At 43.3% G+C, this 26,381-nt stretch carries 29 protein-coding genes, 1 pseudogene and 1 other annotated feature; of the genes and pseudogenes, 9 read left to right on the top strand and 21 right to left on the bottom strand.

What is annotated here, in order from left to right; genetic code table 11:
- Positions 1 to 105 precede the first annotated feature (105 nt).
- From E4U82_RS06525 to E4U82_RS06515, 3 genes and pseudogenes are all read right to left on the bottom strand, one after another.
- Positions 106 to 1,329, bottom strand: a complete 1,224-nt coding sequence (locus E4U82_RS06525) for a putative glycoside hydrolase (RefSeq protein ID WP_135109311.1) — start codon at positions 1,327 to 1,329, stop codon at positions 106 to 108.
- A 129-nt stretch (positions 1,330 to 1,458) separates the two neighbouring features.
- Positions 1,459 to 3,039, bottom strand: coding sequence for an FMN-binding glutamate synthase family protein (locus tag E4U82_RS06520; RefSeq protein ID WP_209300542.1), 1,581 nt, complete (start codon positions 3,037 to 3,039; stop codon positions 1,459 to 1,461).
- A 41-nt stretch (positions 3,040 to 3,080) separates the two neighbouring features.
- Positions 3,081 to 4,228, bottom strand: a pseudogene (locus E4U82_RS06515) (thiamine pyrophosphate-dependent enzyme).
- 266 nt (positions 4,229 to 4,494) lie between these two features.
- Here E4U82_RS06515 and E4U82_RS06510 point away from each other — a divergent pair.
- A complete protein-coding gene (locus E4U82_RS06510; protein WP_135109308.1) occupies positions 4,495 to 5,400 on the top strand; it encodes a nuclease-related domain-containing protein in 906 nt (301 codons plus the stop codon).
- A 198-nt stretch (positions 5,401 to 5,598) separates the two neighbouring features.
- Positions 5,599 to 5,774: a binding site (T-box leader), on the top strand.
- Positions 5,775 to 6,012: 238 nt separating this feature from the next.
- A complete protein-coding gene (gene trpS, locus E4U82_RS06500; protein ID WP_135109304.1) occupies positions 6,013 to 7,008 on the top strand; it encodes a tryptophan--tRNA ligase in 996 nt (331 codons plus the stop codon).
- An 80-nt stretch (positions 7,009 to 7,088) separates the two neighbouring features.
- Here trpS and E4U82_RS06495 read toward each other — a convergent pair whose 3' ends face one another.
- The 6 genes from E4U82_RS06495 to E4U82_RS06470 form a co-directional block, all read right to left on the bottom strand.
- Complete coding sequence (locus tag E4U82_RS06495; RefSeq protein WP_135109303.1) at positions 7,089 to 7,847, bottom strand: YjbA family protein; 759 nt, start codon at positions 7,845 to 7,847, stop codon at positions 7,089 to 7,091.
- A 149-nt stretch (positions 7,848 to 7,996) separates the two neighbouring features.
- Entirely contained in the window at positions 7,997 to 8,203 is a 207-nt protein-coding gene (locus E4U82_RS06490) for a YuzI family membrane protein (protein ID WP_135109301.1), read from the bottom strand.
- 401 nt (positions 8,204 to 8,604) lie between these two features.
- Positions 8,605 to 9,843, bottom strand: a complete 1,239-nt coding sequence (gene fabF / locus E4U82_RS06485; RefSeq protein ID WP_135109299.1) for a beta-ketoacyl-ACP synthase II — start codon at positions 9,841 to 9,843, stop codon at positions 8,605 to 8,607.
- A 31-nt stretch (positions 9,844 to 9,874) separates the two neighbouring features.
- On the bottom strand, positions 9,875 to 10,816 hold the full coding sequence (locus tag E4U82_RS06480) for a beta-ketoacyl-ACP synthase III (RefSeq protein WP_135109297.1): 942 nt from the start codon (positions 10,814 to 10,816) through the stop codon (positions 9,875 to 9,877).
- Between the two features lie 91 nt (positions 10,817 to 10,907).
- Positions 10,908 to 11,873: a BMP family ABC transporter substrate-binding protein gene (locus tag E4U82_RS06475; protein ID WP_135109296.1), complete on the bottom strand. Its 966-nt coding sequence runs from the start codon at positions 11,871 to 11,873 to the stop codon at positions 10,908 to 10,910.
- Between the two features lie 168 nt (positions 11,874 to 12,041).
- On the bottom strand, positions 12,042 to 12,608 hold the full coding sequence (locus E4U82_RS06470) for a hypothetical protein (RefSeq protein ID WP_135109295.1): 567 nt from the start codon (positions 12,606 to 12,608) through the stop codon (positions 12,042 to 12,044).
- Positions 12,609 to 12,830: 222 nt separating this feature from the next.
- Here E4U82_RS06470 and E4U82_RS06465 point away from each other — a divergent pair, with 222 nt between their 5' ends.
- Positions 12,831 to 13,010 carry a DUF2929 family protein gene (locus E4U82_RS06465; RefSeq protein ID WP_135109293.1) on the top strand — a complete coding sequence of 60 codons (180 nt, stop codon included), beginning with the start codon at positions 12,831 to 12,833 and terminating at the stop codon, positions 13,008 to 13,010.
- Between the two features lie 141 nt (positions 13,011 to 13,151).
- Here E4U82_RS06465 and E4U82_RS06460 read toward each other — a convergent pair whose 3' ends face one another.
- Entirely contained in the window at positions 13,152 to 13,511 is a 360-nt protein-coding gene (locus tag E4U82_RS06460; protein ID WP_135109291.1) for a hypothetical protein, read from the bottom strand.
- A 103-nt stretch (positions 13,512 to 13,614) separates the two neighbouring features.
- Here E4U82_RS06460 and E4U82_RS06455 point away from each other — a divergent pair, with 103 nt between their 5' ends.
- Positions 13,615 to 14,430 (top strand): undecaprenyl-diphosphate phosphatase, encoded by an 816-nt coding sequence (locus E4U82_RS06455; protein ID WP_135109419.1) that lies wholly within the window; start codon positions 13,615 to 13,617, stop codon positions 14,428 to 14,430.
- Positions 14,431 to 14,818: 388 nt separating this feature from the next.
- Here the strand turns inward: E4U82_RS06455 and E4U82_RS06450 are convergent, their stop codons facing one another.
- Both E4U82_RS06450 and E4U82_RS06445 read right to left on the bottom strand, forming a co-directional pair.
- Positions 14,819 to 15,961 carry a TIGR04053 family radical SAM/SPASM domain-containing protein gene (locus tag E4U82_RS06450; protein ID WP_135109289.1) on the bottom strand — a complete coding sequence of 381 codons (1,143 nt, stop codon included), beginning with the start codon at positions 15,959 to 15,961 and terminating at the stop codon, positions 14,819 to 14,821.
- A 72-nt stretch (positions 15,962 to 16,033) separates the two neighbouring features.
- Entirely contained in the window at positions 16,034 to 16,273 is a 240-nt protein-coding gene (locus tag E4U82_RS06445; protein WP_135109287.1) for a DUF2249 domain-containing protein, read from the bottom strand.
- 218 nt (positions 16,274 to 16,491) lie between these two features.
- Here E4U82_RS06445 and E4U82_RS06440 point away from each other — a divergent pair, with 218 nt between their 5' ends.
- On the top strand, positions 16,492 to 17,184 hold the full coding sequence (locus tag E4U82_RS06440) for a Crp/Fnr family transcriptional regulator (RefSeq protein ID WP_135109285.1): 693 nt from the start codon (positions 16,492 to 16,494) through the stop codon (positions 17,182 to 17,184).
- A gap of 339 nt (positions 17,185 to 17,523) precedes the next feature.
- Here the strand turns inward: E4U82_RS06440 and E4U82_RS06435 are convergent, their stop codons facing one another.
- The 8 genes from E4U82_RS06435 to E4U82_RS06400 all read right to left on the bottom strand — a co-directional run bounded on the left by E4U82_RS06435 (position 17,524) and on the right by E4U82_RS06400 (position 23,231).
- Positions 17,524 to 18,318 carry an ABC transporter ATP-binding protein gene (locus E4U82_RS06435; protein WP_135109283.1) on the bottom strand — a complete coding sequence of 265 codons (795 nt, stop codon included), beginning with the start codon at positions 18,316 to 18,318 and terminating at the stop codon, positions 17,524 to 17,526.
- 2 nt (positions 18,319 to 18,320) lie between these two features.
- A complete protein-coding gene (locus tag E4U82_RS06430; RefSeq protein WP_135109281.1) occupies positions 18,321 to 19,307 on the bottom strand; it encodes an ABC transporter permease in 987 nt (328 codons plus the stop codon).
- Between the two features lie 70 nt (positions 19,308 to 19,377).
- The gene (locus E4U82_RS06425; RefSeq protein WP_135109280.1) at positions 19,378 to 20,367 is read right to left on the bottom strand and encodes an ABC transporter substrate-binding protein; all 990 of its coding nucleotides are present in this window, start codon (positions 20,365 to 20,367) and stop codon (positions 19,378 to 19,380) included.
- A gap of 394 nt (positions 20,368 to 20,761) precedes the next feature.
- Positions 20,762 to 20,995: a molybdopterin converting factor subunit 1 gene (gene moaD, locus E4U82_RS06420; protein ID WP_135109417.1), complete on the bottom strand. Its 234-nt coding sequence runs from the start codon at positions 20,993 to 20,995 to the stop codon at positions 20,762 to 20,764.
- A complete protein-coding gene (locus tag E4U82_RS06415; RefSeq protein WP_135109278.1) occupies positions 20,988 to 21,461 on the bottom strand; it encodes a molybdenum cofactor biosynthesis protein MoaE in 474 nt (157 codons plus the stop codon). The genes moaD and E4U82_RS06415 overlap by 8 nt, the downstream gene beginning before the upstream one ends.
- Complete coding sequence (mobB, locus tag E4U82_RS06410) at positions 21,454 to 21,960, bottom strand: molybdopterin-guanine dinucleotide biosynthesis protein B (protein WP_135109277.1); 507 nt, start codon at positions 21,958 to 21,960, stop codon at positions 21,454 to 21,456. Before mobB ends, E4U82_RS06415 begins: the two co-directional genes overlap by 8 nt.
- Before the next feature lie 76 nt (positions 21,961 to 22,036).
- The gene (locus E4U82_RS06405; protein WP_135109275.1) at positions 22,037 to 22,348 is read right to left on the bottom strand and encodes a metal-sulfur cluster assembly factor; all 312 of its coding nucleotides are present in this window, start codon (positions 22,346 to 22,348) and stop codon (positions 22,037 to 22,039) included.
- A 121-nt stretch (positions 22,349 to 22,469) separates the two neighbouring features.
- Complete coding sequence (locus tag E4U82_RS06400; protein ID WP_135109273.1) at positions 22,470 to 23,231, bottom strand: alpha/beta fold hydrolase; 762 nt, start codon at positions 23,229 to 23,231, stop codon at positions 22,470 to 22,472.
- Between the two features lie 131 nt (positions 23,232 to 23,362).
- Here E4U82_RS06400 and E4U82_RS06395 point away from each other — a divergent pair, with 131 nt between their 5' ends.
- The 4 genes from E4U82_RS06395 to E4U82_RS06385 all read left to right on the top strand — a co-directional run bounded on the left by E4U82_RS06395 (position 23,363) and on the right by E4U82_RS06385 (position 25,409).
- Positions 23,363 to 24,193, top strand: coding sequence for a Cof-type HAD-IIB family hydrolase (locus tag E4U82_RS06395; protein WP_135109271.1), 831 nt, complete (start codon positions 23,363 to 23,365; stop codon positions 24,191 to 24,193).
- A gap of 398 nt (positions 24,194 to 24,591) precedes the next feature.
- A complete protein-coding gene (locus E4U82_RS19815; RefSeq protein WP_167751343.1) occupies positions 24,592 to 24,741 on the top strand; it encodes a hypothetical protein in 150 nt (49 codons plus the stop codon).
- Position 24,742: 1 nt separating this feature from the next.
- The gene (locus tag E4U82_RS06390; protein WP_135109270.1) at positions 24,743 to 24,946 is read left to right on the top strand and encodes a DUF3813 family protein; all 204 of its coding nucleotides are present in this window, start codon (positions 24,743 to 24,745) and stop codon (positions 24,944 to 24,946) included.
- Positions 24,947 to 25,145: 199 nt separating this feature from the next.
- Positions 25,146 to 25,409, top strand: coding sequence for a NifU N-terminal domain-containing protein (locus E4U82_RS06385; protein ID WP_135109268.1), 264 nt, complete (start codon positions 25,146 to 25,148; stop codon positions 25,407 to 25,409).
- Positions 25,410 to 25,508: 99 nt separating this feature from the next.
- Here E4U82_RS06385 and E4U82_RS06380 read toward each other — a convergent pair whose 3' ends face one another.
- The gene (locus E4U82_RS06380) at positions 25,509 to 26,351 is read right to left on the bottom strand and encodes a YitT family protein (RefSeq protein ID WP_135109267.1); all 843 of its coding nucleotides are present in this window, start codon (positions 26,349 to 26,351) and stop codon (positions 25,509 to 25,511) included.
- Positions 26,352 to 26,381: the final 30 nt, after the last annotated feature.

Here is a 26,381-nt window from a genome sequence, read left to right as displayed (position 1 = left end):
AGAAAACCGGGTTTTATTCGTTATAACCCGGTTTTTCAAACATAGACAAAACCATTTAACAGGAAGTCCATTAGAAAACCTTAATGGCAAGGGATGATATGCAGATTAATCCATTGGTGTATAATCAACATTTTCCGTGTACGTATTACCGGCATTCCAGATCAGGAATTCATTTATGCCGTTTTTATTTAATGCCTTAATCTGTGCCTCAACCTCTGCCTTGCCATATTCGGTTGGAGCACCGCTATAGAGCCATGGTGCTTCAAAATCCTGGATCCATGGACGGGAGACAGGCTTATTCTCGCCCAACTGATCAAGAATACCATTTTCGGCCTTCGCATACGCGTCTATTGTTTTGTATGGTTCTTTATCCGGGAACTCAATGTCAAAGTAAGATGTCCAATGGCTCGGATAAATCATCGAGGAAATCACATCCACATTGCCTGCAATTTCAGGGAAATTCTGGCCAATTCCAGGAGCTTCTTCAATGGTTGCCGTATACCCGAATATATCTACCGCTACATCGACGTCATAATAATCAAGCTCTGCTTTGGCATATTCGACAAACTCAGTAACTGCTTTCACACGCCGTTTCACATTACTCATATCTTCATTCTTATAGTCGCCCTGGTTGTAGCTCAATTCATCATCTTTGTTTTCAAAGCCTTCCGGAAAGCGGACATAATCAAACTGGATCTCCTGGAAACCAAGCTCGGCTGCTTTCTTTGCTATATCCAGGTTGTACTCCCAGACCTTTTTCTGAAACGGATTAACAAACGCTTCACCTTTATTATTCGTCCAGACTTCTCCATTTTTCTTGAAGGACAGCTCAGGGTGCTGTTCAGCAAGGACTGAATCTTTGAAAACAACGATTCGGGCAATCGGGTAAATACCTTTCTCTTCCAATTTTTCCAGCATTTTCCTGGGCTCATCAATATAATTTTGGGCTGCATCCGAATATGGTGAGTCTTCCGGCACGCTGATTGTCAGGTTACCGTGGTCTTCCTTGATATCAATGACCATGGCATTCAAATCAGATGTATCGACCAGATCGACAAGACTGTTGAATTTCTTTCCCCCGGCGGACGGTCCAGTGACGTAAATCCCCCTGACCGCATCCGGATAATCAAAGTCCAAACCGGAATCGTATGTAAAACGCTGCATCTTCTGTTCGTTATCAATCGTTGACAAATTCGTTTGCCTTTCCATATGCGGGCTCGCCTCTAATGTCTCCTCGCCGCTCGTTTGCTGAGCTGTAATCGGTATTATGGTCACGATAACAAGGAGAATAATGACAAAAGCAGAAATCCTCAGATGTTTTCTCTTCATTATCTATCAATCTCCCACTCCATTTTAATTCTATTATAAAGGAAATCGACAAATAATAGAACAACAAACTTCAAAATTTGACAAAAACATGTTTATCCGTATGCTACGTCAACAAGTTCTCCTTTACGATTACTTGTATTCAAACGTCTGCTGATTATTCCAGTTTGAAAAATCTTTGAACGCTGAACGGTATACAAGGTGCTCACGATTGAACTTCGTTGGACTGTCCAACCCGGCCACTGCAGCTAAGTTGAATAAATCATTCCTTAGTGTGACTAAGTAATTGGTCACCCGGTATTTCTTTTCCTCGATATTCAAAGCCTTCTGAAGGTTTGGGTCAGTAGTCGCTACACCGACAGGACATGTATTTGTATGACACACCTGGGCCATGATGCACCCGGTTGAGATCATGAATCCTCTGGCAATATTGATCAAATCCGCCCCAAGGCAAAGCGCCATCGCTATTTTATCCGGAGTCAGAAGTTTACCAGAAGCAATAATCTTTGTTTTATTACGCAGCTGGTACTTTTTCAGGATTTCATCCACTAACGGAATGGCGGAAAAGGCCGGCAATCCTACTGAATAGGCCAACGCATAAAAGGAAGCTCCCGTTCCACCTTCTCCCCCGTCGACGGTAATAAAATCCGGGACAATGTCGGTTTCAGCCATTGATTGAATAAGAAGGTCCACTTGTTTTTCATCTCCGGCGACAATCTTCATACCAACCGGCTTCCCGCTAACATCCCGCAACTGATTCAGAAATTCAAGCAACGCTTCTGGGTTCGATATGCCCGGAAATCGATTGGGACTGTTAATCTCTTGTCCTACCTCCACTTTGCGGATGGCTGCGATTTCTTCTGTTACTTTTTCACCGCTCACATGTCCTCCCCGCGTCTTGGCACCCTGGGCGAGTTTTAATTCAAACGCCTTTATTTGTTCAGTTTCGGCTTGCTTTTTAAATTCTTCCCATGAAAAATGACCATCCTTGTCACGGACACCAAAAAGACCTGGACTGATTTGCATAATGATATCGGTGTTTCCTTTCAGATGATAGGGTGAAACGCTCCCTTCGCCGGTGTTCATCCAGGTCCCTCCGGCCATCCCCAGACCTTTGGACATCGCTGTTATCGCATGGTCTCCCAAAGATCCATAGCTCATGGCTGACTGGCCAATCAGCCCTTTAAGCCGAAATGGATGGCGAGCTGTATGCTCACCTAAAATCACAGTGTCATCATCACGCAGGTAGGACGGATTAATTTCGGTTTCCTTTCTGCTTTCTTTGCGGTTAAATAAGTTTTCCTCATTTACCTCATATAAACGCGTCTTAACTTTCGGGGATTGGTCAATTTTTAACTCATCTTTCTTGGCAGGAAACATATCATTAACCAGATACAACCCGTCGTTCTCAAAATTCCGTTCAGCACCAAAACTCATCATACTGCTGTTATACTTCCCTGCCTTCATGACAAATTCAAATTGCTTCCGGTTAAAGGGTTTTCCTTCCTGATCATTTAAAAATAAATACTGCCTCAGCTCAGGTCCCATTTTTTCTAAGATATAGCGCATCTTCCCAAGAATTGGATAATTTTGCAGGACTGAATGTTCTTTCTGTTTCACGTCATGAACATACAGCCACAACAGCAAAATGGCGGGGATCAGTATGACAAGTGCCAAAAAAATGATAAACCCGATGACCATCCATCTTTCCATTTTTATATGTCACTCCCTGCATAAGAATTGTCTGTTACGTTTCAGAATAATCGTTTAAGTACCGTCCTTAAAGACGGCATGTCCATATCTCCCTCGTTTTCGATCAATTTTTTCCACAAATGTTTCGAATAGCCTACAGCCTGAGTCCATTCAATTTTCCCCGGCAACGGCGCACTGTCTTCTATTTGTGCGTCAATGATCGTTGGTACGTCGCTGCTTTCAGCCGAACGCAGTGCATCACGTAATTCTTGGGTGCTGGTAGCATTATAGCCTTCGCCGCCGCAGTTATTAGCAAAATTTGCATAGTTAAAAGGCTGCAGATCCGTTTCATAAGGGATATTTCCAATTTCCTCTTGTTCATATTTAATCATGCCGATTTTTTCATTATTGAATATAATAACGTTAATTGGCAGCTTATATTTAACAGCCGTCATGAAGTCCTGCATCACCATTGAAAAACCGCCATCCCCACAGATGGCAATCACTTGTTTGTCCGGTTCGCTAATTGAGCAGCGATCGCTCCAGGCAAACCGCAGCCCATGGTCGCAAGCCAGCTCGATATGACAAATTGTTGGTTCGTGAGCCGAAGAAACCTTGCCGTCCAGGTTGTGACATTCCCGACATCGACTGATAATATCGCATCATCATCCATAACATCATGCAGTCCATTGATGACATGCGCTCCCTGTAGTTTTTCATGGTCTGCATTAACAATTTTATTAATATGTCCCCACCAGTTTTCCATGTTTTTCTGACATGCCTTCAAAAATTCACGGCTTTCCTGATAGGGCAATTGTTTATTAAGATGCAGCAGGGTTTCCTCTAGGGTACCTGTCAGTCCAAGACGGACAGGATACCATTTTCCAATTTGATCGGGATTCAGGTCGATCTGAATGGCGGGTACATCGTTCGGCAAAAATTCACGATACGGGAAGGATGTACCGGCTAAAATCAATAAATCTGTCTCGCCCATTGCTTCATATGCTGGCTTTGTTCCTATTTGCCCCAGGTTGCCGAGATTCAGCCTGTGCTCATCAGGCAGCACGCCCTTTCCCCGCAATGACATAACGACAGGTGCGGCTATTTTGTCAGCAAACGAAACCAAAGCGTCTCTTGCCTCAAGCGCGCCTTTACCTGCCAGAATGACCGGTTTTCTGGATTGCTGTAAGAGTGAAACAGCCTGATTCATATCCTCTTCATCCGGATAAACATGGTAGTTTGGAATCGTGGTTGATCTTAACGGTTTCTGCTTAATCGATTCCAGAAATACATCGTCCGGCACCGACAGGACAGCCACACCTTTTTGGTCATAAGCTTCCCTGAATGTCCCTTCATGGATGATGCAAAACATTGAGTGGGATATTTTAATCCGAGTAATCTCGCTTTTTTTGATGAACGTTGAACGATTTTGGTATATAATAGATTCAAATTTTATAAAAAGGAGTGGATGATGCTGTGATTTATAAACCCCGCACGAAGCCTGCCGAATTAGCCACCATGGAACTATTAAACACCCGTATGAAACTGAACAGCAAGGATAAGCTTCACTATAAAAGTTTGAAAAAAGGTTATGAAGGCGAAAAGCAATTTGACGCCTTAACCGAAAAACTACAGTGTGAATGCTTGATATTAAATGATTTGCTGCTGGAGCTAACAAACACAACATTCCAAGTTGACTCCCTGATTATTGCACAAAAGAAAATCTGCTTTTATGAAGTTAAAAACCATGAAGGCGATTATTATTACGCTTCCGACAAACTTTTTAAAAGACCAAATTTGGAGATTATGAATCCACTCCACCAATTGGGCAGGAGCGAATCCCTGTTGCGGCAGCTGCTCCTCAATCATGGTTTTACGCTTCCAATTGACGGCTCCGTTGTTTTCATTAACCCGACATTCACCTTATATCAAGCACCCCTTGATCAGCCTATTATTTACCCGACCCAGGTTAGGAGACATCTAAGTGATCTGAATGCATTGCCATCAAAATTAACTAAAAAGCATAAAGAACTTGCAGATCAACTGCTGTCCCTGCATCAATCAGACTCTCAATATAAAAAAATCCCAACTTATGAATACAGCCAGCTGCGAAAGGGAATAATCTGTCCGAAATGCCAATCGTTTTCCGTGGCTGTTGAAAAAAGAAGATCTGTTTGCCGGGGATGTGGGCATGCCGAGCCAGTTACTGATGCCGTTCTAAGAAATGTTAAAGAGTTCAGGATTCTCTTTCCGGACGAAAAGATTACAACGAATATTATTTATGACTGGTGCCAGGTCGTGCTATCCAAGCAGCGAATCAGAAGTATTCTTTTAAGCAATTTTACAAAAGTAGGTACTCGTCGGTGGTCTTATTTCGAGTAAGAACCTATAATCTTATGCTCTAAACCTTAAGTCCTTCCAATATTCAGGGAGGACTATTTTTAATGAGAACACTTCTATTGATGATTTTACCCCTGATTCCCCCTCTTTTTCATCGTGACAACACATCATCACTTCGTTTTACGAAACTTACCGCTTGCATTTCAACATGGGACTATATATAATGATGAAAAATCCATATCGTTAGCTATGAAAAAGACGCAGTACAATGGCCTACTGGATTTCAGAGAGCTTGTGGCTGGTGAAAACAAGCACCATGGTCAATTGGAATTGGACTTTGGAGCTTTTTATAATGAGTGATTCCGCCAAACAGAGCGGGATAAACAGGGTGGCACCGCGGTTCATTCGTCCCTTTGCAAGAGGGATAAATGGATCTTTTTTTAAAAGATAAGAATGTATAAAATTTTTGGCTATATGAAGCTCTTTGTCAGCAATAGCCATGTCCAGTTTCAGCGCCTAACCCCCCCTCGAGGTCTTAAGCAATCATTTTACGTGGCAAAACCCGCCATTACAAATACTTGCTTAAGCTTTTCGGGGGTGAACAAGGCGCCCTGCGCTTTTTTTGCTGGTAAGAATAATCGAGGAGTGACCATGATGCAAACCATATTTTCAGGAATTCAGCCTAGCGGAACATTGACGATCGGGAACTATTTGGGAGCAATTCAGCATTTCGTAGAGCTTCAGGAGGAGAATGACTGCTATTTTTGTATAGTGGACGAACATGCGATTACCGTGCCCCAGGACCGGCTGAAACTTCGCAGCAATATCCGCTCACTGGCAGCGTTGTATCTCGCATCCGGGATTGATCCGGAAAAATCAACACTGTTCATTCAATCTGAAGTCCCGGCACATACACAACTGAGCTGGATGCTGCAGTCCATTAGCTACATCGGCGAGCTGGAGCGGATGACGCAGTTCAAGGATAAATCAGCCGGGAAGGAAACTGTTTCCTCAGCATTATTAACTTATCCCCCGCTGATGGCATCTGATATTCTGCTCTATAAAACAGAGGTCGTTCCGGTCGGCGAAGATCAGAAACAGCACCTGGAACTGACGCGTCATCTGGCGGAGCGATTCAATAACAAATTCAATGATATTTTCACCATCCCGGAAGTCAGTATCCCGAAAGTCGGTGCGCGGATCATGTCCCTGCAGGAGCCGACCAAAAAAATGAGCAAATCGGATGAAAATGAAAAAGCATTTATTTCAATGTTGGATGAACCAAAAAAGATCGAAAAGAAAATCAAAAGTGCTGTAACGGACTCTGAGGGCATTGTGAAATTTGATAAGGAAAACAAACCGGGCGTTTCCAATCTGCTGACAATTTACGCCAGCTGTTCCGGAGAATCAATTGAAGATTTAGAAGCAACATTTGCAGGAAAAGGCTACGGCGAATTCAAACAAGCCACGGCCAATGCAGTCATTGATGTCCTGAAACCGATCCAGGACCGTTACAATGAATTAATCGACTCCGAGGCACTGGATGATATTTTGGATCGGGGATCGGACAACGCTTCCTTTGAAGCAGGTAAAATGCTCAAAAAAGCAAAAAAGGCAATGGGACTTGGCCGTGTGAAGAAAAAACGCTAACAAAAAGGGCGGACCCGCAATTGAATTGGGTCTGCCCTTTTTTCGTGTAACGTTAAATTTTAGTATTCTGCCCATTCAACTTAATTTTGATGTGTGTTTTGTTTCGGCGCCTGCTCAGCTTCCCACATCTTTTCAAGAAATGGCTGGCCTTTAATCATTTTGGCGCATAATTCCTCTTGTGAGTGACTCCAGCCATGCCTGACAGCCTCGTATAACGTATCCCAAACAATCTCCTTATCCATGTAGCGTATATAAGGATACTGTTTTGGATCCCATTCTGTCAGCCAATACCGGATTTCTTCAGGATTATTGACCGTCCGCAGCTGATCAAGCGCAATCATCATGAGTTGTTTCAACTGACGTTCCCGCCTTGTCAAACCGTGGACAAGTTCCGGCTCCATCGACAGCATATGGTACTCTTTTTCTATTTCTCTTCCATCAAAATGAAACGATTCCGGTTTGGTCGTTTTGATCATATCAAATACAAGCTGCTCCTGCCTTGGGATTAGCCGGCTTTTCCTTACGGGTATCTGATAACCAATTGAATCAAATGCAATCATGTCATTCCCATCTGTCACAACGGCTGCAAAATCAACACTCGTACGTTCCTGACCTTTTCGTATATACGCACGTCTGTAAATTTGGTCCATCATCGCTTCCGGCAAATCATGCATATCATTTTCAATGTAATCGTAAAGATCTTCCGTTATGTATAATAATGGCACCTGATCAAGCAGTTCAATCCCATCATTTTTCCGCCATTCATGAAAATAGCAGACACTATAACCATTTTCTTCACCCTCAAACCAATTTACCCAGACATCGTGTAAATATAACATAAACAACCCTCACTTTAAATGAATCATTTAAGGGTATTCAAAAGGATTCAAATCACCGGTATTCCCCTGCAATTTGACCAGCCTTTCGAACCCGTACTTAAAATACATTATGACCATCCTGGAAAAAATTATTCGATTCGCCAAAAAAATTAGAGGTTGTTTGGATAACGGAAGAGTACAATCGACATCAGTAAAATGCCAATCGGAAGAAAATAACTTTCAGGCCGGCCGGCTAAGAAAATAAAGTAATCCGCCCAAGAGACGCCGACAGGTAAAAAGTTCATATAGGCGATGATGGTTACACCGCCAGATACAGCAAGTCCAAACCCGATCAAAAAGAGAATTAATAGTACCAACCTTCACACCGCCTCATCAATGAACAAGGACTTAGACCTGACCGCTTGTCCACCATGCTTGTCCAGTTCCTTTAGTTCATCTTATGCATGAAAATGGTATTCATGAATGGTGTTTCCCTTTCAAAAAAGCAAGATTTCCCCCGACAGCGAAAAGATTGCACTCTTCTCATGTTTTTCATATTTTCGCAACAAACTAAGAAAAACGCAGAGCGCCTTGTTTATCCCCGAAAGCTTAAGCAAGAATTTGTAGTAGCGGTTTTTGCCACGTAAAATATTGCTTAAGACCTCCAGGGGGACAGGCGCTGGACATGGCTATTGTTGACAAAGAGCTTCATATAGCCAAAATTTTATACTTTTTTTTCTTTAAAAAAGCTAACTACCGCAGCAGTCAGCTTCTTATCTTACGAATATTTTTTAAAAATCAATGTGGCGTTGTGACCACCAAATCCGAGTGAATTACTCATAACAACTTGGATGTCCTGCTTTCTAGCTTCATTTGGCACATAATCGAGATCACAGTCCGGATCAGGTGTCTCGTAGTTCATCGTTGGTGGAATAATGCCATCATCAATCGCTTTAACAGAAATGACCGATTCCACACCCCCGGAAGCTCCGAGCAAGTGGCCGGTTACACCTTTTGTTGAGGTGACAGCCAAATTCCTGGCATGGTCACCGAAAACGTCCTTAACGGCCTGTGTTTCATACTTATCATTCAGTTCTGTACTTGTTCCATGAGCATTGATATAATCAATCTCTTCAGGTGAAATACCGGCATCGTCAACTGCCTGCTGCATAGCCCGTGCGGCGCCTTCTCCATTTTCTGCCGGAGCTGTAATATGATAAGCGTCACCTGTTGCGGCATAGCCGATGATCTCACTATAAATATGAGCCCCGCGCTCGATAGCTGACTCCAGTGTCTCCAGCACCAAAATGCCTGCACCTTCTCCCATGACAAAGCCATCACGGTCTTTGTCGAAAGGGCGGCTTGCTTTTTTCGGATCCTCGTTGGTCGATAATGCTTTCATGGACGAGAACCCGGCAAATGCCAGCTGTGTGATAGGCGCTTCTGTTCCACCGGCAATCATATAGTCGGCATCCCCACGCTCAATCGCTTTGTACGCGTCACCGATTGAGTTGGCGCCAGACGCACAAGCAGTTGTTGTACAGGAATTGATTCCCTTAGCACCAAGTTGAATGGATACCTGCCCTGCTGCCATGTCCGGAATCATCATAGGCACGAAAAACGGACTGATCCGCCGCGGACCTTTTTCCATCAGTTTCGTATGCTGGTCTTCCAGCGTTCCCATGCCGCCGATCCCGGAGCCGACCCAGACACCGACACGAGTGGCATTATCCTCATCAATCGTCAGATCGGCGTCATCAACAGCCATTCGAGCTGCGGCGACTGCGTATTGTGTAAATAAATCCATCTTCCTGGCATCTTTTTTTTGCATAAAATATGTCGGGTCAAAATCTTTCACCTCAGCAGCTGCAGAGGCCGGCAATTCACTGTGATCAATCCGGGTGATCACATCAATGGCGCTATTCCCGCTCACGACATTCTCCCACATAGTTCCTACATCATTACCATTAGGGGATATGGTTCCAAGTCCGGTAACGACTACTCTTTTTCTTTCCATATGCTGCTCCTCCTATAGACTTTTGAAATCATTAAAGGCCCCAGCGCAAGGCAATGGCGCCCCACGTCAATCCTCCGCCAAATCCAACCAGAACGAGTAAATCATTATCTTTTATTTTACCACTATTAACGGCTTCTGATAAAGCAATTGGAATAGATGCTGACGATGTATTGCCATACCTTTTGACCGAATCTGCCATCTTTTCTTTGGCAATCCCCAATCGTTCGCGGGCGGCTTCCATAATGCGGATATTTGCCTGGTGCGGAATTAAATAATCCACATCTTCTTTATTGTACCCGGCCTTCTCGACAACATTTAACGATGATTCCGGCATTACTCTGACAGCAAACTTGAACACTTCCCGGCCGTTCATAAACAAATAATCGGTCAACTTATCCTGGTACAGTTCTTTCCCGCCTGAGCCATCAGCTCCCAGTTCAAACGACAGGATGCCTTTACCTTCTGAAACAGGCCCGACAACAGCTGCTCCTGCCCCATCACCGAACAGAACACAAGTACTCCGATCGGTCCAGTCGGTAATTTTTGAAAGCTTTTCAACACCAACCACCAAAACCGTTTGATAGGCATTGGTTTCGATAAATTGTTTGGCAGTAATCATCCCATACATAAAACCGGAGCATGCCGCACTGACATCCATCGCGGCAACATTCCCTGCTCCCAGCCGGTCCTGAAGCATACATGCGACAGATGGAAAAGGTGTGTCAGGTGTAACGGTTGCAACAAGAATCATGTCAAGGTCCTCTGCCTTCATGTTTGCTTCCTTCAGGGCATTCCCGGCAGCATAAAAGGCCATATCCGACGTTTCCATATCATTGTCAGCGATGCGCCTTTCTTCAATCCCTGTTCGCGTTCTGATCCATTCATCATTTGTATCCACTATTTTCTCGAGATCTTTATTGGAAACAACATTGGACGGAACGTAATGCCCGGTACCTAACAGTCCGACGCTCATATCATCCATCTCCTTAAAATCAATTGTTATAAGCAATTATTATGACTTGGTCCTAATTTTAATGCATCACCTGTCATTGTGCAAGTATGACTTACTCTTCCTGCCGTTCATTTGGCAGCAATCCAGTATCTTTATAGGCTTGTACCTCTTTATTTATTTTTTCCTGAACGTTTTCCGGAACCTCCGGGCTAAATTCTCCAAGCGTTATTACATCATCCTGGAAATCGAATGTTAACACACCTCCACGCAGGTTATCCTCATTGAACTTTTCTGCTGCACGAGTGTAAAGTTTTTCAACGTGCTGGACGGTACTTGTCAAAACAGTTTTTTCAGCTATTTCCGATTGATCGGTTATATAACCAATTGCATATATTCCATCCTTGTTTGCCTGTTCTATGACCGATGCACTGTAAACATTGCCGGTCGGATATACCACATCAACCTCTTCACCCCGGATGGTTTCATACATTTCCATGGCTTTTTCCTGGCCATTCCAATCATTTACATATTTAAAATGCACTTTTGCTTCCGGATTCTGATACGCAACTCCTTCAAAAAACCCCTCAATTTCCGGTTGCCATTCAAACGCACCAATAATACCTACATGATTGGTTTCGGTCATGTCCCCCGCAAGCATCCCCGCAAAGAATCCCATGCCATGGGCGTTAAAATTCAAACTTGTCACATTTTCGGTAAATTGCCCACCATTAAAATAAACAAAGTGCACTTCCGGATACACTTTTGAAAGCTCTTCGAAAAATTGGCCATATGCAGCGCTATGTCCAAATATCAGATTCACCCCATCATCTACAAGTTCGTCAACAGCTTTTCGGACATCTTGCTCTGTTTGAATACCTTCTTTATAGTAAACATCGATATTAAATTGTTCCTCGATGGCAAGCAGCCCTTCATAGCCTTTTTTATCCCACGGCTGATCATGAATGGATGTTTCCACCAGCATCCCGGCATTTTGTAAATTTCCTGAATCAAAATAGCTGCTGCAGCCGGGTAAGATAAGAATGAAAGCTGCCAGTATGATGATCGATAACTTTTTCACGTTTCCACTCCATTTCCGGAAGTTAATGAGCATGTACAAATATTGTAACGATTATCAAACATTCCGTAAACGAACACAATCATTACATTTTCATGACAGCGCCCGTTACATCCTGCAACCCCAAAGCGAACAGGACAGTCCGGCAAGATAGGTCCCGTATTTGGGAGATTACTGATAAAATTTCTGATACGTATTATAGTGTTTCTTCACTCGATTGATCTCTTCTTGTATAGGCCTATTGTTTCGTATATAAACGGCATTCTCAAGTTTTCTTTGTCCTGTTTGCCGCTCATGAAACGACCTGACTTCCAATATCGGGGGAAGATCAGATGTAGCAAACCACTGTTGCAGGCTTTTCAATACATCGCCCACGTAGACAGCCTCTGTTAAGAATCGCTCAGAATCAAACGGGATAAAATCATCCTGATCATATACGCCCTCCTGATTCATCGGCATCCATTCCCCGAAGACAAGAGGCAGGTGAATGGTGACCAAATTTTCTTTTTCCAATATCAACGCATCATCCTCAATCTTGAGTGAAATATCGTACGCGTTATTTCGCTCAGAAGCAGATACATGACGGAAGAGCTGGTTCCGGCCGACAAACATAGACAAATGCTCCTTCTTGTCCGTGTCAAGACTGTCCATTCCATCAACTTGAAAACCGTTATCAAGCAAATCATTCATTATATGAAAACCAATCCAATGAAAGCAATTTTCCACAAAGACAACCATTGTGATTCACCCTCCTGTTACTCAAAAAATTATGTCACGGTGTCGTTCTTCATCATATCACGCATGCGAAAAATCAATCCTTTCCTGACGTTAAAACAAATCCTTTAATTTTTCGGAAGGATTTGCTAAACTGAAGAAGTAAGCGTTCATCAATCAATCTTGAACACACTATAAGCGAATCGAAAAAATAAGCAGTATTATAAAAATGAGGTGTATTTTAACATGCGGTTCTTTTGGCCACTTTTTTGGGCATTTTTAATTAGTTGTGTTGTTTCATATGTATTAATCAGCATGGCAGGTAATACGTTTGAAATTGGAAGTACATTAGCAGCAGCACTCGTCATTACACTTGCCGTATATGTGCTGGGTGAAGGCGTATTGAAAGGTGAAAGTGATCAGTAAGCAATACCGGTGACATGATTCCGGTCGTTTGAATGATGATAGCTGCGTATGAATCAACCCTTGCCTTCAAGGTAATGATGGCAAGGGTTTCGTGTTTGCAAGTGTTTCGATGACGAAACGCCGTCATGCGGGAATGTTTTTTTAGTACCAGGGCAGAACGCTTAGTGCAGTCAACGCTGCCAATGGAAGCACCAGGCGATTGAATCTTCTGGGGCGGCCATAACCAGGATACCCGCCATGTCCATAGCCGTATCCATAACCAGGATACCCGTAACCGAACCCGCCAAATCTGTGTGGATCCTGGCAGCAATCGTGGGACTGATGATGATGATGCCCGGGCATATGGTTATCCTGCCCGAACGGTGCAGCCATATAGACGCATTCGTTATCAAGCCCTGTGATAATGCCGTCAACTTGTGTACCATCATTCATTTCAGCAAGTACATACGAATGCATATGCTGTTTACACAATTCATACATATGTTGATGATTGTAGTTCATATTTTCAACCTCCTCACCAACCAGCCTATTCATATGCCCATGGGTTGGTGACATGTCTGGCACCGGAAATTCAATCAATTGAGGTGAATGTTTTATGGAAACCATTGAAGCATTTTGGCTGCTAATCAAATATATTGTCCTTGGACTACTCCAAGGATTCACGGAGCCGATTCCGATATCATCCAGCGGACATCTGGTCATCGTAGGAAAACTTTTTAATGTTGGAATTGATGGGCTTTCGTTTGAAATCATGGTCAATTTCGGCTCATTATTGGCAGTTCTGATTATCTACCGGAAAGATATTTATAGTCTTGTGGAAAACACGATACGATACATAACGACACGGGCTGACGATGCGAAAAGTGATTTTCAATTTGTCCTATTTTTGGTGGTTGCAACGATTCCGACCGGGATTATCGGTCTCTTGTTTGAGGATTATATTGAAAGTAAACTGAGCGGTGTGGCCGTTGTTGGGGTGACACTTTTGATTACTGGTGCCGCTTTATGGATTATCCGGAATCTGCGCGGCAAGAAGAGTGATGGCGGGATTACGGTCCGTGATGCTATTATCGTTGGACTGGCCCAATCGGTTGCACTTGTGCCCGGCATTAGCCGCTCAGGGGCCACTATTGTCGCGGCCATGCTGGTTGGTATGAAAACCGAAACAGCTCTCCGGTTCTCTTTCCTGCTGTATATACCGGTCAGCCTTGGTGTTACCATGTTATCAGCTGGCGACCTTGTCGGCGGCGACAGTGAATTCAGTGCTGTGGCAATTCCAGCAATCCTGGCGTTTGCAGCGTCAATCATCGCGACTTATTATTCATTACGATGGTTTATAAATGTTATGGCACGGGGCAACCTGAAGTATTTTGCTTATTACTGCTTTGCCATCGGGCTTCTTGTTATCTTGTTTCTTTAAAATGCGACAGAACATGCTTCCATACACTATTTTATAAAGGGTTGTTTTTAACCAAAATCCATTAACTGCGACGGTAAGTTAATAGTTGAGTGGAAAGCGACTGCCCGGAACGGAAATCAACACAGCACTTACGTCGTAGTTTATCTCAATCGCGAAGATTAAAAAGCAGCAGGATTTAGAAAAAACGGCTTAAAGTATCAGGTGCTTCATGGTTCCTTTCGAGGGGTAGCCGATCTGTGGAGGGATTTTTCATGGTTTCATTTAAATGAAAATAACTATCCGGATATTCAAGTTGGTAGCGGCAGTGCTCAGTCTCTCTCCCGTCCAATCAAAGATCGTATGCATTCTTTTGAACAATTGAATCGTAAAAAAAAGCTTCTAACCTTGATCAGTTAGAAGCTTTTTGTCGATATTCACGTCTATGCTCTTCCCGCCAGGCTTTGGGAATATAAACACAATATGGTTCGCTTTCCATATAGTCCCCTGTCACATTATATGCACGCGATCTTGAGCCACCACAAACATGCCGGAATTCGCAGACACCACACTTGCCTTTATAGTTATCCGGGTTCCGCAAGTTCTGGAATACTTCCGACTCTCGATAAATGGTTGGAAGTGGTGTCTGGCGTACATTGCCAACTTTGATTGGTAAAAGACCGCTCGGGAAAACATCACCCGTATGCGAGATGAATACAAAACCATTCCCGTCATTGACGCCTTTAGGTGCGCGCCCCAGCCCATCGATCTGGCCAGTTTTTCCGCTCATCAAAGCATCTTCATACCGAATCATCTCATCGGTGTGCTGGTTCTCACGTATTTTACCCTGGATAACAACACGGCGATAATGCTGTGCTGCCGTTGTTTTAATATCAAACGGCACACGTTTGGAAAGTTTATACAGCCAGCGCAGTACGCGTTCATGTTCTGCCGGTGAAATCATGTCGCTTTCTTTTCCACGTCCAGTTGGTACAAGGAAAAACACACTCCAGAGCACACAGTTCAGATCCTTGACCATTTCAGCCATTTCATCAAGGTAGTCCACATTATATCTGGAAATAACCGTATTAATTTGCAATGGCATTTCCAATTCATGTAAATACTTAATCGCATTCATCGTCAAATCGAACGAACCTGACGTCCCGCGGAAATGATCATGAACCTCTTTGCAGTGACCATCAATGGAAAAAGCCCACCTCGATAACCCAACATCTTTTGCCTGCCGCATCGCTTCTTTCGTCACATTCGGTGTAGCAGATGGTGTCATGGAAACCCGCACACCTTTCTGCACCGCATACTCTGCAATATCGAACACATCCGGCCGCATCAGTGGATCCCCGCCAGTAAAGACGAGCATCGGATTATCCATGGCGTAAATGTCATCGATCAATTTCTTTCCCTCTTCAAATGTCAATTCCAGTGGATGTCGGTGATATTGGGCTTCTGCTCTGCAGTGCAGACATTTTAATTCACAGGCACGTGTCAGTTCCCAAATAACGATAAACGGATTTTTATGGTAGTCTTTTGGAAATATAAAGACCCCTCCTCAACGATTGCAGATATTACTATACAAACCTCTGGGGCGACATCCAGAGGCAGCGGCTATTTATTTTTTTCCGATGGCGATGCGCCACATTGGTGGTCCCTGTTCCAGATATTCCCATGTAAAAGATCCTTTCCGTTCAGCCTTCAATTGATAATGAAGCGGTTTTGGATCGTGATCATTGGACAACTGTATAAATTCACCCGATTTCAATCCATCAAATACTTCAAAGATCTTTGGATGTCGATTTCTTGGATCATAGTTTGGTGCATGTATTTTTGCCGTAAATTGTGTATCATTCATTATAAACCCCTCCATAAATATTTTTCTTATTGACCAATTCCATCTTATACCCCGACAGGCCATAAGGTTGTGACGAAGGACATCATCTATGTATGATATTCATCACTTGATCACAAAACGTTCAAACTTAAAAGCAGAAGACACCTTTGGAATATGATAGGATGAAATTGACCATCACATAACTGAATAAAAGCCACCCTTAAAATGGAGGGAATCCAATGAATACCGATACTATACAGCAGTTGCTCCAAAATATTCCACTATTCAAAGATCTGACCGACTATGAAATGGAGCCGATTATCGGTCTGGCAAAACACCGAATGTACAGGCATGGCACCCACATATTCATGCAGGGCGATCCATTAACGAACGTTTATTTTATTCACCAGGGAAAAATAAAAATCTATAAAACCGACTTTCATGGCAGGGAACAGATTGTAAACATACTGCAGCCTGGCGATATGTTTCCGCATCAGGGGTTTTTCAGGAAAGACAATTACCCCGCACATGCCGAAGTATCGGAAGACGCTGTATTGATTTATATTCCAATCGAATCATTCGAAATCTTTCTGGTTAACCACCCTGAAATCTGTGTAAAGCTGTTTCGTGTACTCGGGGATATTATTGTCGATTTGCAGAGCCGGCTGGAGGAAAAAATTCTTCATAACACATACGAACAAATTATTATGCTACTATTGCGCCTTTCGAAAGGATACGGAAAACGGACGCGTGATGGCATGGTCAAGCTGACAACCCAATTCACCAATCGCGAGCTCGCCAATATGATCGGCTCAAGCCGGGAGACCGTCAGCCGCACACTGACCCAGCTAAAAAAATACAACCTGGTAGCCACTGACAAGTCCGGTACGGTCGTACTGGATATCGATGGGCTGGAAGATGAGTTGTTCTAAGGGAACGGACCACCCTGAGGAGTGGTCTTTTTTGTTGAATATGATCATGTGGGGCTACTTTGTCTTTTGCTGATATCGATATACCCCCTACTGAGGGAACAACAATCATGCACTTGACAAAGAAGTTGGCATTGCCTTATCTGAAGTCTTCAACCCGGGACTTGGCATGAGTCGTGCTGATGGCAATAGGCATGGACGCCTGGCAAACGAGTGACCGCGTCAAGAGATGCTTGGTTTTGGATGAGTCCAACCACCGAAGAGAGAAATGACATATTCCTTCTTCGGCTGTTTTCGCCATCCTTCGGAGTATAAAGATATTCCAGCGAAAATTGACGCCAATCAGCCCAATATCGCCCGGTCGCTTTCAAAATCACTTCCGCGTTTCTTCTGAAATTCCTGCATCAAATTTTCAATAGTCAGCTTCTGCTTTTCTTCTTGTTCAACATCCAAAATAATTTCCCCTTTATCCATCATAAATAATCTGTCCCCCAGATCCAACGCCTGTTGCATATTATGTGTAACCATAAGCGTAGTAAGTCCAGATTTATCCACGACATCCCGGGTAATATTAATAATCAATTCAGCTCTTGAAGGATCCAATGCAGCCGTATGTTCGTCCAGAAGCAAAATATCAGGTTCGGTAAAAGTGGCCATCAACAAAGAAAGAGCCTGACGTTCACCGCCAGAAAGAAGACCTACCTTTGCCTTCAAGCGATTTTCAAGTCCTAAATTCAATGTAGCCAGGTATTCTTTGAACATCTGTCTTCGGTTTTTGGTTACGCCTGGTTTTAGCTTTCTTTTTTTATTCCTTGCATAAGCCATCGCCAAATTTTCTTCAATCGTCATGGAGGGTGCCGTTCCAGCCATGGGATCCTGAAATACACGGCCGATAAAATGGGATCGTTTATATTCGGGAAGACTGGCGACCTCTCTGTCATTTACGACGATACTTCCGACATCAGGTTCCAGACTGCCGGAAATGACATTCATCAGCGTGGATTTCCCCGCTCCGTTACTTCCGATAACTGTCACAAACTCTCCTTTGGGCAGTTCAAGGTTAATCGCCTGCAATGCCCGTTTTTCATCCGGTGTATTTTCGTTAAAGGTAATAGAGACATCCTGTAACCAGAGCATTTTTACACCTCGCTTGCTTTCTGCTGCAGTAATTCAGTCTTTTTCTTCATTCGTCTTTTTTTCTCATTTCGCGCCTGAACCATTTTCGGGGCAATCAGGGCTATTACGACAAGTGTTGCTGTGATTAGTTTCATATCGCCTGTCTCCAAGAAATCAGCACGAAGCGCCATGGTCACAAAGATTCGGTAAATAATGGCACCGCCAATAACAGCTAACGTGGCTCTTGCAATTGTTTTGACGCCAAATATTGATTCCCCAATAATAACAGATGCCAGACCAATTATAATCATTCCGATACCCATATTCACATCGGCAAAACCGCCATGTTGAGCGATTAATCCTCCGGAAAAGGCTACAAAAGCATTTGATATACCAATACCGCTAATAATAAGGAAATCTGTATTTGCGGAGAGACTGCGAATCATTTTTTTATTGTTACCAGTCGCTCTCAGCGCCAGACCAATTTCTGTTTTCAAGTAATAATCGGTTAACAATTTGATACTGAGGGTTACTAGTATCATAATTGCAATGATGACCCATGTTGAAGGGGTCTGATCCGCTCCCATAGCTGTTAATGCCCCGTTAAAAAAGGTATCGATACCTGTTGTTGCCCATAAGGATTCCAACTGCTGAAACAAAGTTGTTTCGTTTAACATGGATAGTGTAGGCTGTCCCATTATTCGCAGGTTAATTGAATAAAGAGCCGTCATCATAATAATTCCTGCTAATAAAGCGTTGATTTTTCCTTTCGTATGAAGAATGCCTGTTAAACACCCGGCCATAAAACCAGCCACTGCAGCCAGAACAGATGCAACGGCCGGTGGCACCCCATTTACGATGGATACCGCTGCTACCGCAGCCCCGGTAACAAAGCTGCCGTCAACTGTTAAATCCGGAAAATCCAGGATGCGAAAGGACAAATAAACGCCAAGTGCCATAATGGCATAAATCATTCCTGATTCAATAGCTCCGAATAACGATATAAGCATGATTGCCTCCTTACGGCAAGATGACTATGACTGCCATCTTGCCCGGCTTCTGAAGTTGTATCTCTATTTCCTATTCAGTTTCAACAAATTCCGCATCTTCATCCCAGGAATCATTCCATTCAACCCCTTGTTCTTCAGCAGCCTGTTTATTGATAAAAAGTTGAATTTCAGGTGGATACTCTACTGGGATATCTTTTGTGGTTTTCTCTCCTGTTAATATTTCTGCGGCCATTTCTCCAGTACGATAACCGATGGTATGATAATTAATTCCATAGGTGGCAAATCCTCCCCCTTTTAGGGAATCGGGCTCACCGACCATTAACGGAATATCCTGCTCATTTGCAACACCCACAACACTGTCTAAAGCAGATACAACTGTGTTATCGGTGATAATATAGAATACATCTGCTTCACTAGCCAATGTCGTTGCTGCATCTTTTACTTCAGATGCGTTCGCAACTGTTCGCTCGGCCAAACTTAACCCTGTACCCTCCATCGCTTCCTTGACAGACTCTATTTGAGCTACAGAATTTTGCTCACCCGCGTTATAGACTGTGCCTATAGTAGCCTTCGGGAAGTTGGCAGCGATAAATTCGACCGTTTTTTTAATGGCATCCGGATGGAGATCAAGTACACCAGTAATATTAGCACCAGGATCATCCATAGACTCTACTAACCCTGCTCCTGAAGCATCTGTTACAGATGTGAAAAGAATCGGAATTTCATCCGTTGCCTGCAAAGCACCAAGTGCACTTGGTGTGGAATTGGCAAAAATCAAGTCAACACCATCTGCAACGAAATTATCAGAAATAGGCTTTACATTATTTTGGTCGTTTTGTGCGCTTTGAAAATCATATTCCACTTCTAATCCCTGTTCTTCTAACGCAGCTTGGAATCCTTTATATGCCTGATCCAATGACGGATGTTCCACAATCTGTGTAGCGCCTATCTGATATGTTTCAGATGCTGTCGTTTCCTCCGAAGATCCATCATCAGAGCCGCATGCAGCCAGCAAACTGAAAACTGCAATAATTGTTATAATCTGTATCCAGTTTTTCATCTCATTTCCCCCTATTCGAAATTGTCAGAACACTTTATTTCACTTCTGCGCTTTAAAAGGTTAAAGTTGGATGATAGACGACTACAGGGTCAATTGCTGCCGCAATCATTTTTGCCATATCCGTCCTCGGGAGTGAGCGCTCCCTCCTTTTAACCTGAAGATGGTAGCTCCCGGGAATTGTTATCCAGCGGGGAAAGTAAAGTGAAAGGTTCTTAAAAATATTATGAATATATTACACCACTTTTGTGTACTGCGTCAATGAAAATCAGTTTTGTTTTTATTAGAGTAGTTTTCATTGTAAAAAACAGGCAGCAAACACCATAAAAAACAAGCCCCGCTCATCTGTGAAAAGTGAAAACAACAAAAAAACGGGGCTTAGTTGTGAATTGGAAACTCAACCTCCGCTCACCGGTGGTATAAACGCCACAACATCGTCACTTTTTAAGACAGTTTCTTCACGGGAATATTCTTCATTAACGGCAATCATGGCCTGATCCAGATTTGTCAGTTCATATGATGATAACAGTTTTGTTTTCAACTCGTTCACAGATAGACCATCAGCCTCTATCCGCACTTGATCACTCCCGGCGTCTTCCTGCAATTCGGCAAAAAACAAGACATCAACCATCACGCATCTCCTCCTCAGAAGGTATGTCCTTTTCATATGAAGTGTTCTCTTTTTGATCCCCGATCCACTTGGTTCCGTCTTCCCAGTATTCTTTTTTCCAAATCGGCACTATTTCTTTAATTCGCTCAATGGCATAACGGCTTGCTTCAAACGCGTCATGTCGATGTGGGGTCGATACAGCGATCACAACCGCTGCATCCGTAATATCGAGCCGTCCAATCCGGTGCACAATGGCAGTATCGGCTTCCCCCCATTTTTCCCGAATCTCCTCACCAATCTGTAGAAGTTTCTTTTCAGCCATTGGAATATAGGCCTGATATTCAAGAAACAATGTCCGTTTGCCTTTTGTAAACTCCCGTACAGTGCCAATAAACGTGTTCACGGCTCCTGCTTCATGACGAACGACTTTTTCAATACAGTCATTCGGATTAATTGGCTCTTGTGTTATCCAAAATTTTTTATCCATCGAAACCCCTTCTTATGTAATCTGCAAGCGCTGATATGTCTTTCTTGAGATCATTCAAGTCGAATACGGGGTATTTTTGATTTTCCACCAATGTCACATCCCGTGTTCCTACTGCTATTATATTCGAAAGTTCCCGTAAAAGCGATAGGTCCGCTTCATTTTTAATCAGAACAATTTTACGGTAATTGGCTTGCTTATATCCTTCAATCAGCAATAAATCAAGCGGGAATGTCCCATACAACTTGATTAATTCATCTAATTCAAAAGGCATTTGCAATGTAAGTTGTGTCAACTCTCCACCCTGCACACCACTGACGACCGAACCGGACTTAAGGTGCTGATGGCTGTCTGTTCCTTCAAGCCCCTCCGGCTCACCACCATGACCATGATGCTTCAACGAACCGACTTGCAAGCCCTTTTCGGAAAAATACCGGACGAGCTGATTCATAAGCGTTGTTTTCCCTGAATGTTTATAACCGGCAATTTGACAAATTTGCATAGAATGTCTCCACTCTTATATAAAAATAAAAAAAGGCCGATTCACAAGAGATGAATCAACCATGTAAGTGCCTGTATTAGTCAGGAATGCCGAGTGCAATTTTGGCATAACGGGACATATTTTCTTTGCCCCATGGCGGATCCCAGACAATACTCACTTCCGTTTCTTCAATTTCCGGAATATCTGAAAGAGCACGCTTGACATCCTGTTCAATATGACCCGCGAGCGGACATCCCATTGCTGTCAGCGTCATGGTAACGGTACAGATGCCGTTATCATCCAGATCCGCGCCATATACGAGTCCAAGATTGACAATATCGATTCCCAGCTCGGGGTCAATGACATTTTCAAGTGCACCCAGGATATTTTCTTCGAGAGCTTCGTCCATGACAATCCCTCCTTCATGCTTATAATCTTATTTAAACATATTCAGGCCCTTTTTTAAATGATTTACGTCACACTCATAACGTATGTACAAGAACAATGATAAGTAGCCATCTTTCAGGCCCCTATAAATATGTTTTAAACCATTTCACCGTCTCCAGTATAGCATATCGGCTCACTTTATGATCCCGATTTGCTTCTTTGATAAAACGGATCCGTTCTTGGTTGGTATAATGTTGTTTGGCATCTTCATAGAACGTATAGGAATGGTCAAACGGCACCACCGGGTCATTTTCACCATGCCAGAACAAGACTGGACGTTCATTCAGCTTATCGACCTGATTCGACAAATCATACTGTTCAAGCTGGACGTACAGATGCTCAATCACATCATCGGTCACAGGCAGATTACCCATCTTCTTGAAACTATCCACCAATGTTTTGGCATATGTCGTTATTTTCGGTGACCCCATTAGTATACCAGCTGTTTTAATCCATGGGTATTGTGTCAGTGCCGCAGCGGTTGTAATGCCGCCCATGCTGGTGCCGGCAATACCAAAACGCCCATCCAATATAAGGCTTTCTGAATCCAGTTCCTCCCTGATCGCCTTCAGTTCCATTACATTTTGCATCACGATATCCCAGAATGATATTTGCTTTTTGATGCGGGATATTTCTGTTTCGCGTTCACCATGATACATGCTGTCCGGAAGAATGACCCGAAAACCTTCCTCTGCCATTAGATAAGCAAGTGGCAAATTATGTTCTTTGGCACTGGTAAAGCCGTGAAAATATGTAACCGTTGGCAAGGGTTTGTTTTCTTTTGACTGATCGACAATAACCAGGCAAGGCATGGCTGCAATCGTTTTGTGGTGTATTCCTATCATAAATGAGGTTCCTTTCCTGTGAATTGTTGTTCTATTGCCATCATAATATGAAGTTTTTGCAAATTGCAAACGAATCCTTTACATATCGTACCATCCCTTATAAACTATAGAGCAGACGAGGTGAAAAATATATGAAAGAAAAGCATCTAATTGCATTGGATTTGGATGGGACATTATTAACCGATCACAAACAAATCAGCTTGCGCAACAGACAAACCCTGAATAAAGCAATCGATGAAGGGCATATCGTCGTCATCGCTACCGGAAGGCCACATCGTGCCAGCATCGACTATTACCATACGCTTGGACTTGATACGCCAATGGTTAATTTTAACGGCGCCTTAATCCACCATCCGACTGATGACAAATGGGATGTCTTGCACAACCCGATGCCTGTCAGAACAGCCCACGGCATTATTGATGCGTGTTATGACCTGAATGTCCGAAACATCCTTGCTGAAGTAATGGACAATGTTTACATGGATCAATATGACGAAAAAATCCTTGACATTTTCCAGGCAACGCGAAAGGATTCACCTTTTACGATTGGAAGCCTTAAAAATAAACTGCAGGAAGACCCGACCTCACTGCTGATTCACCCGAGAGAAGACAACATTGTCGCATTAAAAAATCATTTGGACGATTACCATGCTGAACTGGTTGAGCATCGCAAATGGGGCGCTCCGTGGAATATTATTGAGATTGTTAAAAAAGGACTGAACAAAGCTGTCGGACTGCAAAAGATTGCGCATTATTATCATATCCCCGATGAGCGAATTATTGCATTCGGTGATGAAGATAATGACCTGGAAATGCTCGATTACGCAGGTGTAGGTGTTGCAATGGGCAATGCGATCGATGAGCTCAAATCAGTTGCCAAACATGTGACAGACACGAACGAAAATGATGGAATCGGCATATTCCTGGATGATTATTTAAAACTCCAGTCCGAAGTCATCTAAGAAAAGCATAGGGCACCTTGTTCACCCCTAAAAAGCTTAAGCAAGCATTTGTAGTGGCGGGTTTTACCACGTACAATGATTGCTTAAGACCTGGAGAGGGTAGGCGCTGGCCGGCTAAGTTCGGCACGTCCTGTGCCAACGCTGGCACTAGTACGTCCTGTACGTCGAAGCTGGACATGGCTATTGCAACAATGAGCTTCATATAGCCAAAATTTTTTTCCTTTAGTGGTCAAACAAGGCTCTTAACAGCCTCTAAAAATTTCCTTTCATATTCGGTGGGTACCGGACCAAACTAGAAGTGAGCGCATAAAGCGTTCACTTCTTATTTGTTTTGATGACTTCCATGAGAACGATGGGCGCCTGTCATTGTTCAGGGTATTCCGAGGGAGGAATTGCCAGTGGGAAAACAAAGCAAGTCAAGACGATTCAGCCAGCATAGTGCGGATGCCGTTAAACGACATGACGAAGTGTTTCCCTACAGATCGCGTTTTTCAGAAAGCAAACGCAATCAGGATGACACGGACAGTCACACATTAGGAGGGGTATAAAATGGCCCAGCAGCAAAACAATATGATGCAACGTGCCAGAAATGCCGTTAACCAATTAACGAACGCTCAAGGCAATGCAAACCAGCAAGAACAGCAGGCTGCACAAAATGCCATTCAGGCTGCCAAAAGCCAGGCATCATCTGAAGAGCAGCAACAGCTTCAACAGCTTGAGCAGCAGTTAAGGCAACAAAACCAATTGCAATAACCTCCAAGCATCACTCAAAGCTTTAGCGCACAAAAAATGAATGTATGTTAACGATCCACCATTCATTAATAATTGATGAAGTGCGGGATTCTAATATGCATGAGCACCCTTATCTGAAAGGCCGGATAAGGGTGTTTCCCTTCTGTTCATTTTCTGTTAAAATATAGATAAGTATCGATAATGATGGAGGGAAAAATTAATGGGAGTAAGAGCTGAAGCTACGCCAAACCCAAATGCATTGAAATTTACAACTGACAGCCTTATTTTTGAAGGTGACAGCAGTATTTCTGTCATGCCCGGAGATACAAGCGAACATGACATTTTAAATGATCTGATGGACGTAAATGGTGTCGATAACGTATTTGGTTACCAAAATTTCATTACGGTTAATAAAGCCTTTGACGCGGAGTGGGATGAACTGCAGCCGCGGGTCATTGAAGTGATTGAAAAATATGGCTATTAATCCAAATACATAGTAACTGGAAAGACAGCAAATTGGGGTTGCTGTCTTTTTAGTGAAAAAATTAGCGGTCTGCTGATGACTAAGCAAACCGCTCCTCGTCTAATCCTTCCTGAAGAAGCCAAATATACCAGTTGTCTGAACAATATTCGTGAAAGCGTTCGGATCCACTTCCCCAATAATCCGTTCCAGGTCGTAAAGCTCATAACGGGTAACAACCAGATACATCATGTTTTTATCTTCCCGTGTATAAGCTCCTTTTGCCGGAATAATGGTAATCCCGCGAACCATTGTGTCATGAATCGCTTTTTGCAATTCTTCCGCCTTATGTGTGATAATCATAGCCGTTACTTTCTCATGGCGTGTATGGAGCGCATCAATCACACGTGTTGTTACATACAATGTCAAAAGCGTATACAGAGCGTTTTCCGGTTCATACAGAATACCAGCCATGGCGATAATCACAGCATTCAGGATTAGAAAATAGGTGCCAATCGGCCTGTCTTTCATCCGTGATAAAACCATGGCAATGATATCCATCCCACCTGTTGACGCGCCGTGCTTTAACGTCAATCCGACACCTGTGCCGGCAAGAACGCCCCCAAACACAGCATTTAAAATAATATCCCCGGAAAGCTCAACAACTGGGAGAACCTCCAGGAAAGCCGTCGTAACAAGAACCGATATGACACTGTAAATGGTGAACCCTTTGCCGACCTTATACCAGCCTAATACCGCAACCGGAATATTTAACACGAATAAAATAATACCTGTTGATAAACCAATTCCCAGAAAGTCATTGAAAATACTGGAAACCAACTGTGCCGCGCCAGTGAACCCGCTCGCATAGACATTTGCCGAGATCAGGAAAAAATTCAGCGACAAAGCATTTAGCACAGCTCCAAATATGACGATAATGATTCTTCTTGCCTCGACTAAAAACATAAGGCCCCTCCTTTTCCAGCGGCTAAAACC

The organism is Lentibacillus salicampi, assembly GCF_004565465.1.
Taxonomy (GTDB): domain Bacteria; phylum Bacillota; class Bacilli; order Bacillales; family Amphibacillaceae; genus Lentibacillus; species Lentibacillus salicampi.
This window is presented reverse-complemented; position numbering and strand designations above follow the sequence as displayed.

Bases quoted from the DNA above. Each gene is read 5' to 3' on its own strand.
- E4U82_RS06525 (WP_135109311.1), bottom strand. From the start codon at position 1,329: ATGAAGAGAAAACATCTGAGGATTTCTGCTTTTGTCATTATTCTCCTT.
- E4U82_RS06520 (WP_209300542.1), bottom strand. From the start codon at position 3,039: ATGGAAAGATGGATGGTCATCGGGTTTATCATTTTTTTGGCACTTGTC.
- trpS (WP_135109304.1), top strand. From the start codon at position 6,013: ATGCAAACCATATTTTCAGGAATTCAGCCTAGCGGAACATTGACGATC.
- E4U82_RS06495 (WP_135109303.1), bottom strand. From the start codon at position 7,847: ATGTTATATTTACACGATGTCTGGGTAAATTGGTTTGAGGGTGAAGAA.
- fabF (WP_135109299.1), bottom strand. From the start codon at position 9,843: ATGGAAAGAAAAAGAGTAGTCGTTACCGGACTTGGAACCATATCCCCT.
- E4U82_RS06480 (WP_135109297.1), bottom strand. From the start codon at position 10,816: ATGAGCGTCGGACTGTTAGGTACCGGGCATTACGTTCCGTCCAATGTT.
- E4U82_RS06470 (WP_135109295.1), bottom strand. From the start codon at position 12,608: ATGGTTGTCTTTGTGGAAAATTGCTTTCATTGGATTGGTTTTCATATA.
- E4U82_RS06465 (WP_135109293.1), top strand. From the start codon at position 12,831: ATGCGGTTCTTTTGGCCACTTTTTTGGGCATTTTTAATTAGTTGTGTT.
- E4U82_RS06460 (WP_135109291.1), bottom strand. From the start codon at position 13,511: ATGAACTACAATCATCAACATATGTATGAATTGTGTAAACAGCATATG.
- E4U82_RS06445 (WP_135109287.1), bottom strand. From the start codon at position 16,273: ATGAATGATACACAATTTACGGCAAAAATACATGCACCAAACTATGAT.
- E4U82_RS06440 (WP_135109285.1), top strand. From the start codon at position 16,492: ATGAATACCGATACTATACAGCAGTTGCTCCAAAATATTCCACTATTC.
- E4U82_RS06435 (WP_135109283.1), bottom strand. From the start codon at position 18,318: ATGCTCTGGTTACAGGATGTCTCTATTACCTTTAACGAAAATACACCG.
- E4U82_RS06430 (WP_135109281.1), bottom strand. From the start codon at position 19,307: ATGCTTATATCGTTATTCGGAGCTATTGAATCAGGAATGATTTATGCC.
- E4U82_RS06425 (WP_135109280.1), bottom strand. From the start codon at position 20,367: ATGAAAAACTGGATACAGATTATAACAATTATTGCAGTTTTCAGTTTG.
- moaD (WP_135109417.1), bottom strand. From the start codon at position 20,995: ATGGTTGATGTCTTGTTTTTTGCCGAATTGCAGGAAGACGCCGGGAGT.
- E4U82_RS06415 (WP_135109278.1), bottom strand. From the start codon at position 21,461: ATGGATAAAAAATTTTGGATAACACAAGAGCCAATTAATCCGAATGAC.
- mobB (WP_135109277.1), bottom strand. From the start codon at position 21,960: ATGCAAATTTGTCAAATTGCCGGTTATAAACATTCAGGGAAAACAACG.
- E4U82_RS06405 (WP_135109275.1), bottom strand. From the start codon at position 22,348: ATGGACGAAGCTCTCGAAGAAAATATCCTGGGTGCACTTGAAAATGTC.
- E4U82_RS06400 (WP_135109273.1), bottom strand. From the start codon at position 23,231: ATGATAGGAATACACCACAAAACGATTGCAGCCATGCCTTGCCTGGTT.
- E4U82_RS06395 (WP_135109271.1), top strand. From the start codon at position 23,363: ATGAAAGAAAAGCATCTAATTGCATTGGATTTGGATGGGACATTATTA.
- E4U82_RS06390 (WP_135109270.1), top strand. From the start codon at position 24,743: ATGGCCCAGCAGCAAAACAATATGATGCAACGTGCCAGAAATGCCGTT.
- E4U82_RS06385 (WP_135109268.1), top strand. From the start codon at position 25,146: ATGGGAGTAAGAGCTGAAGCTACGCCAAACCCAAATGCATTGAAATTT.
- E4U82_RS06380 (WP_135109267.1), bottom strand. From the start codon at position 26,351: ATGTTTTTAGTCGAGGCAAGAAGAATCATTATCGTCATATTTGGAGCT.